This is a genomic window from Psychrobacter sp. 72-O-c (assembly GCF_904846605.1).
Lineage (GTDB): Bacteria > Pseudomonadota > Gammaproteobacteria > Pseudomonadales > Moraxellaceae > Psychrobacter.
Genome location: NZ_CAJHBI010000017.1, coordinates 1 through 14,125 on the forward strand (window position 1 = coordinate 1; position 14,125 = coordinate 14,125).

Annotated in this window: 9 protein-coding genes and 1 tRNA gene; all 10 read left to right on the forward strand. The window is 42.9% G+C overall.

What is annotated here, in order from left to right:
- Nucleotides 1-467, forward strand: a 467-nt coding sequence (locus JMX97_RS07810; protein WP_265089448.1) for an EF-Tu/IF-2/RF-3 family GTPase, incomplete at its 5' end; no start/stop codon positions are given.
- Between the two features lie 254 nt (nucleotides 468-721).
- A tRNA-Trp gene (locus tag JMX97_RS07815) sits at nucleotides 722-797 on the forward strand.
- 51 nt (nucleotides 798-848) lie between these two features.
- Nucleotides 849-1,334, forward strand: a complete 486-nt coding sequence (secE, locus tag JMX97_RS07820; RefSeq protein ID WP_201556581.1) for a preprotein translocase subunit SecE — start codon at nucleotides 849-851, stop codon at nucleotides 1,332-1,334.
- Nucleotides 1,335-1,442: 108 nt separating this feature from the next.
- Entirely contained in the window at nucleotides 1,443-1,973 is a 531-nt protein-coding gene (nusG, locus tag JMX97_RS07825; RefSeq protein ID WP_201556582.1) for a transcription termination/antitermination protein NusG, read from the forward strand.
- Between the two features lie 107 nt (nucleotides 1,974-2,080).
- Nucleotides 2,081-2,512 carry a 50S ribosomal protein L11 gene (rplK, locus tag JMX97_RS07830; protein ID WP_201556583.1) on the forward strand — a complete coding sequence of 144 codons (432 nt, stop codon included), beginning with the start codon at nucleotides 2,081-2,083 and terminating at the stop codon, nucleotides 2,510-2,512.
- On the forward strand, nucleotides 2,512-3,213 hold the full coding sequence (gene rplA / locus JMX97_RS07835; protein ID WP_201556584.1) for a 50S ribosomal protein L1: 702 nt from the start codon (nucleotides 2,512-2,514) through the stop codon (nucleotides 3,211-3,213). Before rplK ends, rplA begins: the two co-directional genes overlap by 1 nt.
- 520 nt (nucleotides 3,214-3,733) lie before the next feature.
- A complete protein-coding gene (gene rplJ, locus JMX97_RS07840; RefSeq protein ID WP_201556585.1) occupies nucleotides 3,734-4,261 on the forward strand; it encodes a 50S ribosomal protein L10 in 528 nt (175 codons plus the stop codon).
- Nucleotides 4,262-4,386: 125 nt separating this feature from the next.
- Complete coding sequence (rplL, locus tag JMX97_RS07845) at nucleotides 4,387-4,758, forward strand: 50S ribosomal protein L7/L12 (protein WP_201556586.1); 372 nt, start codon at nucleotides 4,387-4,389, stop codon at nucleotides 4,756-4,758.
- A gap of 701 nt (nucleotides 4,759-5,459) precedes the next feature.
- The gene (rpoB, locus tag JMX97_RS07850) at nucleotides 5,460-9,578 is read left to right on the forward strand and encodes a DNA-directed RNA polymerase subunit beta (RefSeq protein WP_201556587.1); all 4,119 of its coding nucleotides are present in this window, start codon (nucleotides 5,460-5,462) and stop codon (nucleotides 9,576-9,578) included.
- A 185-nt stretch (nucleotides 9,579-9,763) separates the two neighbouring features.
- The gene (gene rpoC / locus JMX97_RS07855) at nucleotides 9,764-13,990 is read left to right on the forward strand and encodes a DNA-directed RNA polymerase subunit beta' (RefSeq protein ID WP_201556588.1); all 4,227 of its coding nucleotides are present in this window, start codon (nucleotides 9,764-9,766) and stop codon (nucleotides 13,988-13,990) included.
- Nucleotides 13,991-14,125: the final 135 nt, after the last annotated feature.

A 14,125-nucleotide genomic window follows, 5' to 3' on the forward strand; every position in this document is an offset into this window, starting at 1 on the left:
GTGACGAGATTGAAATCGTCGGCATCAAAAACACTCAAAAGACCACTTGTACTGGTGTAGAGATGTTCCGTAAACTGCTTGACGAAGGTCGTGCAGGCGAAAACTGTGGCGTTCTATTACGTGGTACTAAACGTGAAGACGTACAGCGCGGACAAGTATTGGCCAAACCAGGTTCAATCACCCCGCATACCAAGTTTGACGCTGAAGTATACGTACTAAGCAAAGAAGAAGGCGGTCGTCATACCCCGTTCCTAAACGGCTATCGTCCCCAGTTCTACTTCCGTACCACTGACGTAACTGGCGCAATCCAATTACAAGACGGTACTGAAATGGTTATGCCTGGTGATAACGTTGAGATGGGCGTAGAGCTTATCCACCCAATCGCTATGGACAAAGGTCTTCGCTTCGCTATTCGTGAAGGCGGCCGTACAGTAGGCGCTGGTGTGGTTGCTACTGTTAAGGACTAATACTTAGTTACTGATTGCAGTACTTAAGTGTTTGACTAAAAAGCCGTTCTCTTTATTGAGGGCGGCTTTTTTTATGGAAGTTCGACCAAGTAGAATATTACTAAAGATGATTAAAATATAGCACGAATGTATTTGCTTAATTTTTACAAGATTTTATCGATTTTAATCTGTTAATTAGATTAATATGACTAAATAGTACCTTATAACTTGCATTCTAACTAAAAGCTTGTATAATTGTCAGCCTTAACACCCATAGGCGATTGGCTCAATTGGTAGAGCATCGGTCTCCAAAACCGAGGGTTGTAGGTTCGAGTCCTACATCGCCTGCCATCTTTTTGTTATATCTTTGCTGTATTTCACCATCTCCAAAGCGAGTCCTTTATGAGCAACAATCAAGATAACCTCGATTCTAAGTTATCTGATGCCAAGGCGACGGCTAGTGGAATGTTGTCTAAAGACAAGCACATATCAGCGACCAATACGTCAGCTGTTGAAGTAGCTAAAACTGGTTCAGCGAAAGATATAATGTTATGGCTACTGGCCATTGCGCTTTTAATTGGCGCGACATTTGTCAATCAGTATCTACCGGGTTATTGGCAGCCTGCTAATGATGTCTGGACACGTATTGGCCTTATTGTTACTCTTTTTGTGTTCGCGCTAGTATGCTTAGCATTAACTCATCAAGGTCGAGCTTTTAAAACTTTGTTAAAAGACGCTGCTGTAGAACTACGCCGCGTTACTTGGCCTGGTAAAGATGAAACCTTTCAATACACATGGCAAACGATTGTCGTGATTGGGATTGTTGGGTTTTTTATTTGGTTATTGGATAACTTTTTTAATTGGTTCGTTGGCTTATTCATTGGTTAAACAGCATAAACTTGAGCGCCAACTCGCATATTGCGAGCCGTCTCAATTGCTACCATTTAACTCAAATTTTACTTATAACGACTTATTTATAAAGATCAGGAGCGTGATATGCGTTGGTATATTGTCCAAGCGTTTTCAGGATATGAAAAACAAGTACAACGTTCATTAACTGATCGTATTAACCGTAGTGACTTTGCTGAGTCGTTCGGTGACGTGTTAGTTCCTACTGAAGAAGTCGTCGAAATGAAAGACGGCAAAAAGCGTAAAAGCGAGCGTAAGTTCTTTCCAGGATATGTATTGATCCAAATGGATATGAACGATGACACTTGGCACATTGTCAAAGAATGCCCTCGTATTATGGGCTTCATTGGCGGTACGCCTGAGACTCCTGCGCCCATTACTGAAGTAGAAGCAGATCGTATTTTAAACCGTTTAAATCAGACTGAAGCTGATCCACGTCCGAAAACATTATTTGAGCCGGGTGAAGAGCTATTGGTTATCGATGGTCCCTTTACCGACTTTAAAGGCTTGGTAGAAAAAGTGGATTACGAAAAGTCTAAACTACATTTAACCGTAAACGTATTTAACCGACCCACTCAGGTCGAACTTGAGTTTAGTAAAGTTGAAAAACTAGACTAAACATTCATAAACCGGGGAGCTATTAATCAGTACCGTGTTATTTTTATAGTGTTTAATATATAGCATAGAATATTGGTTTAGCGCTATCACCCATTTAGGAGACAGTTATGGCTAAGAAGATTGATGGCTATATCAAACTACAAGTGCCTGCGGGCAAAGCAAATCCTTCACCACCGATTGGTCCAGCCTTGGGTCAAAAAGGCGTGAACATCATGGCGTTTTGTAAAGAATTTAACGCTGCGACCTCAAGCCAAGAGCCAGGTCTACCGATCCCAACTGTGATCACGGTATATAGCGATAAGTCTTTTACTTTCATCATGAAATCACCACCAGCTGCGTTCTTACTACGTAAAGCCGCTGGCGTTACTAAAGGTTCTGGTACACCAAATACTGCTAAAGTCGGTAAAGTGAACCGTGAACAACTTGAAGAGATCGTTAAGACCAAGAATGCAGACTTAACTGCTGCCGATCTTGATGCTGCTGTTCGTACCGTTGCTGGTACTGCCCGTTCAATGGGTATTACCGTGGAGGGTATATAATGTCTAAGCTAACCAAACGTCAAAAAGAAATTAATAGCCGTATCGAAAATGAAAAACTATACACTATTGAAGAAGCGGTACAGATCTTAAATGATTTACCAGCTTTAAAATTCAAAGAGTCTATCGATATTGCGGTAAACTTGGGTGTTGATCCACGTAAATCGGACCAAGTCGTTCGTGGTGCAACTAACCTTCCTTCGGGTACTGGTAAAACCAAACGCGTTGCTGTATTCGCTCAAGGCGCTGCTGCTGAAGCCGCTAAAGAAGCGGGCGCGGACATCGTTGGTTTTGAAGACCTAGCAGAATCAATCAAAGCCGGTAACATGGACTTTGACGTGGTTATTGCTGCTCCTGACGCTATGCGTGTTGTTGGTCAATTGGGTACGATTTTAGGCCCACGTGGTTTAATGCCTAACCCTAAGGTTGGTACCGTAACGCCTAACGTTGCAGAAGCTGTAACCAATGCTAAAGCCGGTCAAGCACAGTATCGTGTGGACAAAGCGGGTATTATTCATACCACTATTGGTCAAGTTGGCTTTACTGCCGAACAAGTAATGCAAAATGCGCAAGCGCTACTAGCAGATCTAAAACGTGCTAAGCCTGCAACCTCTAAAGGTATTTTCATTAAGAAAATTACTTTGTCTAGCACTATGGGTCCAGGTATCACTATTGACCCTGTTCCTTATCGCGTTGCTAAGTAAGATAAGTAAAAAATATATTTACGTATTATCTTCAGGTTTTTAGATAAAATATCGTAGTGATAGGTACAAAAGAATTTTAAAAGATTAGGTCAGTGTAGCAGTCGCTACGCTGTCTAAGACCGTAGGTAGAGATCAGTTCGTTATATTGTTAGCTCTCTTTCAAAATTTTTTTTAATTTTTAAAGTGGCTTTTAATACCAATAAGCTGGTTTTATTAATCGATAATAGATGAAAATCTTAGTTGGCCTACGCAGACGGTGGCCCACACAGTTTAAGACAAGAGCGGATAGGGCATGCTTTTATTAAGATACTAGCTATCAAAATATCAGTATTAACCTATCACTCAACGTCATTCTGATAACGGTGCCGTAATCAGTCGTTATCAATGAGCACTGTTTTTTTTGGGCTTATTGATAATGTGTCGTATCAAGTCAGTCTTAGCTTATGGTTTAACGGATTGAAAACTTCGGTTTTTAAAAATTTAAATGGTAAGACGATTGATAAGATTAAGGAGTCAACTTATGGCATTAACGCTAGAGCAAAAACAACAAGTTGTGGCTGAAGTGTCTGAAGTTGCTGCTAATGCGTACTCAGCGGTAGCTGCCGAGTATCACGGTATTGGTGTTGCGAAGCTTACTAAGCTTCGCGAACAAGCTCGTGACAAAGGCGTAGTTTTGAAAGTGGTAAAAAATACCCTAGCAAAACGCGCTTTTGAAGGTACTAGCTTTGAGTGCATGTCAGACAGTCTGACTGGTCCATTACTTTTGGCTTTCTCAATGGATGATTTGGGATCTGCAGCTAAAGTCATTTTTGACTTTAGTAAAGATAACAGTGCCCTTGAGACCAAATTAGTATCAGTCAGTGGTAAATTATTTGGTCCAGAAGAGCTAGAACGCGTATCGAAGCTGCCAACTCGCGACGAAGCGCTATCTATCTTGATGGCTACCATGAATGCACCAGTGACCAAACTTGTCCAGACTATGAATGCAGTCCCTGGCAAATTTGTTCGCACCGTAGCAGCAATCAAAGACGCAAAAGAAGCTGCTTAATTGCTTGTTTTAACGTAACTTTAACATTGCCAGTTGCATTTTATTGTCATACCTATTTTAAGATTTGGCAAGCAGCTTAAGCAATATTAGAATCAATTAATTTTATCAGATAACGGAGAGTTCTCATGGCACTATCTAAAGATGATGTGTTAAACGCAATCGCTGAAATGTCAGTAATGGATATCGTTGAGCTTATCAGCGACATGGAAGAAAAATTCGGCGTAACTGCTGCTGTTGCTGCTGCACCTGCTGCTGCTGCTGATGCCGGTCCTGCTGCTGAAGAGCAAGACGAGTTTGACGTTGTTCTTGCCAGCTTTGGCGAGAAGAAAGTTGCGGTCATTAAAGCCGTACGTGAAGCTACTGGCCTTGGTCTAAAAGAAGCGAAAGATTTGGTTGAAAGTGCTCCAACACCAATCAAAGAAGCTGTTTCTAAAGCTGACGGCGAAGAGTTGAAAAAGAAACTTGAAGAAGCTGGTGCAACTGTTGAACTAAAATAAGTTTAACGCTGTACAAAAAAAGCTGGTGATGCCTTGCATTGCCAGCTTTTTTTAATTATAATTGTCAGCTTGACCTTTTGTGTCTGCCAACATACGTATGCATTAACACGGTGGATACCCATCAAAAGGACAGACGATATACATGCACGCAAACCTGTCAGTTTTTAAAAATAGTTTTACATAAGCTAAACATCAATAGATGGATGTTTGGCGTTTTTTTGCGTCTGCATGCTTTCCAACTACTAATAACGTTTGTATTGATTCCGATTTATTTTACTTCTAAATAGTCTAGCATGGTTTTACTGTCAGTACAGAGTTCATAGACGGTAGATATCAGTGACGATACTGTTCATATCATATATATATCTGATACGACTCAAAAATAAAGCGCTTGAAGATAGATTGTTTATTATTGTCACAATCCACTATTGAAATCTTAAGCGAAAGTAGTCATATCCTAATATCAATTTTAGAAAGCTGCAAAGTGTCATAATGATATGACAGTTGAATTCCAGCTAAATTAAAATAAGTATTTGTTTATTATAAACAGGTACAGCACATTATTAAGAATAGTTGTAGTAAGAACCGTTTTTATTATTATCGTTTACGTCGCTAAGTTTGCACAGTATTAATATCAAATAGTATTGATGCACACTGGCCACGCTTTTCATTTGTTTTCACGTTTACTGTAAGGACTCTCGATGGCATATTCTTATACTGAAAAAAAGCGTATTCGCAAAAGTTTTGCTGAATTGCCCACTGTGATGGACATTCCCTATTTATTGTCTATCCAAGTAGATTCCTACGAGCACTTTTTGCAAGAGCACAAAAAGCCAAAAGCTCGTGAGAATACCGGTCTGCAAGCTGCGTATTCCTCTATTTTCCCTATCGAAAGTCACTCTGGTAACGCAGAGCTACAATTCGTTGAATACTATTTAGGTACGCCTGAGTTTGATGAGCGTGAATGTATCCTACGCGGCTCAACTTTCGCAGCACCGATGCGGGTCAAAATTCGCTTAATTATCAAAGATAAAGACAGCAAAGATAAAGACAGCAAAGCGGCCATTAAAGATATTCGCGAGCAAAGCGTTTATATGGGCGAGATGCCATTAATGACCAATAACGGTACCTTTATTATTAATGGTACTGAGCGGGTTATCGTATCGCAATTACATCGCTCACCTGGTGTGTTCTTTGACCATGATAAAGGCAAGTCGCATTCAAGTGGTAAAGTGCTGTATAACGCGCGCATTATTCCTTACCGTGGTTCTTGGTTAGATTTTGAATTTGATGCCAAAGATTTAGTATTTGCTCGTATTGATCGTCGCCGTAAGCTATTGGCTTCTATCATTCTACGCGCACTAGGTCTGAGCACCTCTGAGATCCTAGATCTATTCTTTGAAAAAGTAGCCGTTTATAGAGGCGAAGAGCAGTTTGAGATTGATCTGGTTGCTGATCGCCTACGCGGTGAGATGGCACAGTTTGATATCTTGTCACCTGAAGGTGACGTGGTTGTTGAGCAGGGCAAACGTATTAATGCCCGCCGTATCCGTCAGCTTGAAGAAGCGGGTATGACCAAAATTTCGGTACCTGATGAATACCTATATGAGCGTATCTTAGCAGAAGATATTATCGTTAATGATGAAGTAATCGCTAAAGCTAACACGTTAATTGACCATGAATTATTGGTAAAATTAAGCTCGTTTGAAGCCAGTGAATCTATCAAAGAAATCAGTATCTTGTTCACTAACGATATTGATCAAGGCAGTTATATCGCTGACACGCTACGTGCTGATAGTACGTCAAGCCGTGAAGAAGCTTTGATCGAAATTTACAAAGTCATGCGTCCAGGTGAGCCACCAACGGTTGACACCGCTGAGAAGCTGTTTGACAGTATGTTCTTTAACGCTGATCGTTATGATTTATCGAACGTCGGTCGTATGAAATTTAACCGCCGTTTAGGTTTAGATTTTGACGATACTGCTGATCCTGATATCCAGCGTTCACGTAGTGTTTTAACCAATGGTGATATCGTTAATGTGCTTAAAGAGCTGGTCGAGATTCGTAATGGTCGCGGCGAAGTCGATGATATTGACCACTTGGGTAACCGCCGTATTCGTTCAGTTGGCGAGATGGCAGAAAACCAGTTCCGCGTCGGTCTAGTACGGGTTGAGCGAGCGGTCAAAGAGCGTTTGAGCTCAGCTGAGTCTGATAACTTGTCACCACAAGATTTGATTAACTCGAAGCCTGTAGCGGCTGCGGTAAAAGAATTCTTTGGCTCAAGCCAATTATCACAGTTTATGGATCAGAACAATCCATTGTCTGAAGTGACCCACAAACGTCGTGTGTCAGCACTAGGACCGGGTGGTTTGACTCGTGAACGTGCTGGTTTTGAAGTACGTGACGTTCATGATACTCATTATGGTCGCGTATGCCCTATTGAGACTCCTGAAGGTCCAAACATTGGCCTGATTAACTCATTAGCTATATTTGCAAAGACCAATAGCTTTGGCTTCTTAGAAACGCCTTATCGTCAGGTGGTTAATGGTCAAGTAACTGATAATATTGAATATTTATCAGCGATTGAAGAAGTGGGTACTGTGATTGCACAGGCTGACTCACCCATGACTGAAGATGGTGCACTGAGCGATGAGATGGTCAGCGTCCGTAGCTATGGCGAATTTGTCCGTATGCCGCCTGAAAAAGTGACCCATATGGATGTGTCACCAAGTCAGGTAGTATCGGTAGCAGCAGGCTTGATTCCATTCCTAGAACATGATGATGCTAACCGTGCCTTGATGGGCTCGAACATGCAGCGTCAGGCCGTTCCTACACTACGTGCTGATAAGCCGTTAGTAGGTACTGGTATGGAGCGTTATGTTGCGCGTGACTCTGGTGTCTGTGTGATTGCTAAGCGTGGCGGTGTGATTGAAGACGTTGATGCCTCACGTATCGTTGTACGGGTCAACGAAGATGAGATGACTGCTGGTGAAGCGGGTATCGATATCTACAACTTGGTCAAATACACACGCTCGAACCAAAATACTTGTATCAACCAGCGCATTATTGTCAACCAAGGTGATGAGATTGCCTTAGGTGATATTTTGGCTGATGGTCCTTCAACGGATCTTGGTGAGTTGGCATTGGGTCAGAACATTCGCATCGCATTTATGCCGTGGAATGGTTATAACTTCGAAGATTCAATCTTGTTGTCTGAAAAAGTGGTTAAAGAAGATCGTTTTACCACCATTCATATCCAAGAATTGACTTGTGTGGCACGTGATACCAAGCTTGGTACCGAAGAAATCACTGGCGATATTCCAAACGTTGGTGAAGCTGCTTTATCAAGTCTTGATGAAGCCGGTATCGTCTATATCGGTGCTGAAGTAGATTCTGGTGATATTTTAGTCGGTAAAGTCACGCCAAAAGGTGAGACCCAGCTGACCCCAGAAGAGAAACTACTACGGGCAATCTTTGGTGAAAAAGCTGCTGATGTTAAAGACACGTCTTTACGTGTACCAACATCAAGCAAAGGGACGGTTATTGACGTACAAGTCTTTACCCGTGACGGCGTCGAAAAAGATGCACGTGCCAGAGCGATTGAAAAATCACAGCTCGACAGCTACCGCAAAGATTTAAAAGAAGAGCTGCGTATTTTTGAAGAGGCGGCACGTGGACGTATTGGTACGTTACTTGATGGCCAAAAAGTCAGTGGCGGTTCTGGACTAAAAGCGGGTACCGTCATGGCAGCCGCTGATATGAAAGATATGAGCCTTGAGACTTTACTTGATATCCAGCCGGTCGAAGAAGAAATTTCTGAGCGTCTAACACAAATCGCCGAATACTTAGTTGATAAGCAAAAAGATATCGATAGCAAGTTTGCTGAGAAAAAACGCAAATTGACTTCAGGTGATGACTTACAACATGGCGTGCAAAAGATCGTCAAGGTTTATCTAGCGGTCAAACGTCGTATCCAGCCTGGTGATAAAATGGCCGGTCGTCATGGTAACAAAGGGGTGGTATCACGTATCATGCCAGTCGAAGATATGCCTTATGATGAGCACGGTAACACCGTAGATATCGTACTGAATCCACTTGGCGTACCCTCGCGTATGAACATTGGTCAGGTACTAGAGACCCATTTGGGTATGGCTGCGAAAGGCTTAGGTGAGAAAATCGAAGGTATGCTCAAAGCGAAAGCGGCGATAACTGACCTACGTAATTTCTTAGATCAAATCTACAATAAAGTTGGCGGCGAAAGCGTTGATCTTGATAGCTTAACTGATGATGAAATCATGACCTTATCAGATAATCTGCGTGGTGGTGTGCCAATGGGTACGGCGGTATTTGATGGGGCGCATGAGCATCAAGTCAAAGACTTGCTAGAGCTTGCAGGCCTCGCTAGAAACGGTCAACAAACTTTATATGATGGTCGTACGGGTCAGAAGTTTGACCGTCAAGTAACGGTCGGCTATATGTACATGCTCAAACTTAACCATTTGGTTGATGACAAGATGCATGCACGTTCTACAGGGTCATATTCACTAGTAACGCAGCAGCCACTTGGTGGTAAAGCTCAGTTCGGTGGTCAGCGCTTTGGTGAGATGGAAGTGTGGGCACTAGAAGCTTATGGTGCTACTTACACCTTGCAAGAGATGCTAACGGTGAAATCGGATGACGTTGAAGGTCGTACTCGCATGTACAAAAACATTGTCGATGGCGAGCAGTATATGGATCCTGGTATGCCAGAGTCATTTAACGTACTGACCAAAGAAATCAAATCATTGGGTATCAATATTGAGTTAAAACAAACCCATTAAGAACGACTGGCTGACTGATTTAACATTATTACAGTCAGTTATTACCCTTAGTGGTTAGCTAAAAGCAGCATGCTCGATTGCTGCTGCTTTTAGTGATTTATCTCAACCCTATTCATTGCCTTCATTCATCTTATCCGCGTTAATAGCACGCTGTCAGATGATTATAAAGATAACGGAGAAGCAACTTGAAAGATTTACTCGATATCATGCAAAGCCCTACCAGTAATGGTAACCATGAGTTTGATAGTATTCAAATTACTTTGGCCTCACCTGATGTTATTAAGTCATGGTCGCATGGCGAAGTCAAAAAGCCTGAAACGATTAACTACCGTACGTTCAAACCTGAGCGTGATGGTCTATTTTGTGCCAAAATTTTTGGTCCAGTAAAAGACTTTGAATGTCTTTGTGGTAAATATAAGCGTCGTAAATTCCAAGGCGTTATCTGCGAAAAATGTGGCGTTGAAGTTACGACTGCTAAAGTGCGCCGTGATCGCATGGGTCATATTGATCTTGCCAGTCCAGTTGCGCACATTTGGTTCTTAAAATCATTACCAAGCCGCATTGGTTTGTTGCTTGATATGACCTTGCGTGATATTGAACGTGTTTTATATTTTGAAAGCTACATCGTTACTGAGCCGGGTTTAACCAGCTTAGAGAAGTATCAATTGCTTGATGATGAAGACTATTTCAGAGCGCTGGAAGAATTTGGCGACGAGTTCATTGCTAAGATGGGTGCTGAAGCCGTCCGTGATCTATTAAAAGATATCGACTTAGATCTTGATATTGATGAGCTGCGCGAAGCCATTCCGCAAACCGGCTCTGAGACTAAGCTTAAAAAGATGTCTAAGCGTTTAAAATTATTAGAAGCTTTCCGTGATTCTAATAACAAGCCTGAATGGATGGTCATGACCATCTTGCCAGTATTGCCGCCAGATTTGCGCCCACTAGTACCGCTAGAAGGCGGACGTTTTGCGACTTCAGATCTTAACGATCTCTATCGGCGCGTTATCAACCGTAACAACCGTCTTAAGCGTCTACTTGAGCTGAGCGCCCCTGATATCATCGTGCGTAACGAAAAGCGTATGTTGCAAGAATCAGTTGATGCGTTGCTTGATAACGGTCGTCGTGGTCGCGCGATTACTGGTAGTAATAAGCGTCCGTTGAAATCTTTGGCCGATATGATCAAAGGTAAGCAAGGTCGTTTCCGTCAGAATCTACTGGGTAAACGTGTGGATTACTCTGGCCGTTCGGTCATCGTGGTAGGTCCAACGCTGCGTTTGCATCAGTGTGGTTTGCCTAAGAAAATGGCCCTTGAGCTATTCAAGCCATTTACTTATAACAAGCTATTATCACATGGTTTGGCGACTACGATTAAAGCGGCCAAGAAAATGGTCGAACGTGAAGAGCCACAAGTGTGGGATATGCTGGCCATGGTTATCCGTGAGCATCCAGTACTTCTTAACCGTGCGCCAACGTTGCACCGTCTAGGTCTACAAGCATTTGAACCGGTATTGATCGAAGGTAAAGCCATCCAGCTACATCCGCTCGTCTGTACTGCGTTTAACGCTGATTTTGATGGTGACCAAATGGCGGTACACGTGCCATTGACCTTAGAAGCACAGCTTGAATCACGTGCCTTGATGATGTCAACCAACAACATCTTGTCGCCTGCTAACGGTGATCCAATCATCGTACCGTCACAAGATGTGGTCTTAGGTTTATATTACATCAGTCGCTCATCAATCAATGCGCAAGGCGAGGGCATGATTTTTGCCACCGTCAATGAAGCATTGCGCGCGATTGGCTCTAATGATTTGCATGTGAATGCCAAGATTAAAGTACGGGTTACTGAAACCCATATCGATGACGATGGCAATCACACTGAAGAAACCAGTATCAAAGATACCGTTGCCGGTCGCTTGCTTATCTGGAACATCATGCCGATGGGTATGGCGTTTGAAGAGTGTAATCAAGAGATGACTAAGAAAAACATCTCAGGTTTGATCAACTCCTGCTATCGTAAAGTGGGTGTGAAGGACAGCGTTATGTTCGCTGACCAATTAATGTATCTTGGTTTCGCACAAGCGACGCTATCTGGTGTGTCTATTGGTTTGGATGATATGGTCATTCCGCCAAATAAAAAGCAAATCATTGAAGTTGCGGAAGCCGAAGTTCGCGAAATTGAAGATCAATTTGAGCAAGGTTTTGTGACCGCTGGTGAGCGCTATAACAAAGTAGTCGATATCTGGTCACGTACCAATGACAAAGTCGCCAAAGCGATGATGGATAACTTAGCAACCGATAAAGTTATCAATGCCCAAGGCGTTGAAGAAGAGCAAAAATCGTTCAACTCGATCTTTATCATGTCAGACTCCGGTGCTCGTGGTAGTGCCGCACAGATTCGACAGCTTGCAGGTATGCGTGGTTTGATGGCTAAGCCGGATGGCTCAATTATTGAGACCCCGATTAAAGCCAACTTCCGTGAGGGTTTGACCGTACTTCAGTACTTCATCTCAACGCATGGTGCACGTAAAGGCTTGGCAGATACGGCTCTAAAAACAGCCAACTCAGGTTATCTAACTCGCCGTTTGGTTGATGTCGCACAAGATTTGGTCATTACCGGTGATGATTGTGGTACGGATCAAGGCTTGCTCATGAAGCCGCACATTCAAGGTGGCGAGATCATTGAAAAACTTGGTGATCTAGTGCTTGGCCGTGTGACTGCTCGTGATGTGACCTATAACGATGATGAATCAAAAATCTTGATTCCAGTTGGCACCTTGATTGATGAGCATTGGGTCAATGTTCTTGATGAAAATGCAATTGATGATATTTGGGTACGCTCAGTCATTACTTGTAATGTGGCACATGGTGTTTGTTCACAGTGTTATGGTCGTGACCTTGCCCGTGGTCATAAAGTTAATATCGGTGAGTCAGTCGGTGTTATGGCTGCGCAGTCTATCGGTGAGCCGGGTACTCAGTTGACTATGCGTACTTTCCACGTGGGCGGAGCAGCAAGCTCAGCCTCTGTGGACAATAGCATCTCTGTACGCAATGCCGGTCAAGCGCATTTCGAAAACATGAAAACCGTTGAGCATACTGATGGCCATTTGGTTATCGTATCGCGTTCAGCTGAGATTGCTTTAACCGATGAGCTAGGCCGTGAGCGTGAGCGTTATAAAGTTCCTTACGGTTCAAGCGTCCTCGTGAAACATGAAGATCAGGTCGAAGGTGGTCAGACTATCGCTAAATGGGATCCGCACACGCATCCTATTATTACTGAGTTTGCTGGTAAAGCGCGCTTTAGTGATATCACCGATGGTCTAACAGCGACTGTGAAAGTTGACGATGCTACTGGTATGAGCTCATTTGAGATTCTAGCGACTCGTGACCGTTCAAGCTCGGCCAAAGACTTACGTCCTGCTATTATTTTGAATACCGATGCTGGTAAAGAAGTGGTTTATTTCTTACCTGCTGAAACCATCATTCGTGTTGGCGATGGTGAAGAAGTTGCTGCTGGTTCAATTCTGGGCCGTGTACCACAAGCGTCTTCAGGAACTAAAGATATTACTGGTGGTCTACCACGAGTAGCTGATTTGTTCGAAGCCCGTCGTCCAAAAGATCATGCCATCATGGCAGAGATGACTGGTGTGGTGAGCTTCGGTAAAGAAACCAAAGGTAAAAACCGCTTTATCATTACCAATGAAGAGGGTGAGGTTCATGAAGAGCTGATTCCAAAATGGCGTCAAATCAACGTCTTTGAAAACGAGACGGTAGCGCGCGGAGAAGTGATCGCTGATGGTCCACAGAACCCGCATGATATCTTACGTCTAAAAGGCCAAACGGCACTTGCTGACTATATCGTGAACGAAGTGCAAGATGTTTATCGCTTGCAAGGCGTAAAAATCAACGACAAGCACATCGAAGTTATCATTCGTCAGATGCTGCGCAAAGTTGAGATCACTGATGGCGGCGATTCAAGCCACTTTAAAGGTGATCAGGTTGAGTTTGCAGATATCAAAGCCGTTAACGCTAAGTTGGCTGAAGAAGATAAATTCCCAGTCCAGTATGAGCGTCAATTACTTGGTATTACTAAAGCCAGTCTTGCGACTGAGAGCTTTATCTCAGCGGCCTCGTTCCAAGAAACCACACGTGTCCTAACGGCTGCTGCGGTTACTGGTAAGATTGATGAACTACGCGGTCTCAAAGAAAACGTAGTTGTTGGTCGCTTGATTCCTGCTGGTACTGGGCTTGCTTATCACAAAGCTCGCAAAGATAAAGCAGAGCAAAAAGTTATCGATAAAGATCGTAATGCGGCATTTGATATGACCACTGCCAGTAGCGATAGTAAAGACTTCACTAGCTTTGATGAAGCATTTGCTCAAGAGCTGAATCAAGACAGTCAGTCTTAATAGCGTTTAACGAAACATTATGATTAAAGTAAAAAAGCCAGCCACGTAGCTGGCTTTTTTATGCCTTTAAAAAAGTGAAAAAAAATCGTCACTATAGCCAAGAAAATAGTACACTAAAAAACCAGCTTTATAAGT

Excerpts from the sequence above, each read along its gene's own strand:
- secE (WP_201556581.1), top strand. The coding sequence starts at position 849 with ATGAGCAACAATCAAGATAACCTCGATTCTAAGTTATCTGATGCCAAG.
- nusG (WP_201556582.1), top strand. The coding sequence starts at position 1,443 with ATGCGTTGGTATATTGTCCAAGCGTTTTCAGGATATGAAAAACAAGTA.
- rplK (WP_201556583.1), top strand. The coding sequence starts at position 2,081 with ATGGCTAAGAAGATTGATGGCTATATCAAACTACAAGTGCCTGCGGGC.
- rplA (WP_201556584.1), top strand. The coding sequence starts at position 2,512 with ATGTCTAAGCTAACCAAACGTCAAAAAGAAATTAATAGCCGTATCGAA.
- rplJ (WP_201556585.1), top strand. The coding sequence starts at position 3,734 with ATGGCATTAACGCTAGAGCAAAAACAACAAGTTGTGGCTGAAGTGTCT.
- rplL (WP_201556586.1), top strand. The coding sequence starts at position 4,387 with ATGGCACTATCTAAAGATGATGTGTTAAACGCAATCGCTGAAATGTCA.
- rpoB (WP_201556587.1), top strand. The coding sequence starts at position 5,460 with ATGGCATATTCTTATACTGAAAAAAAGCGTATTCGCAAAAGTTTTGCT.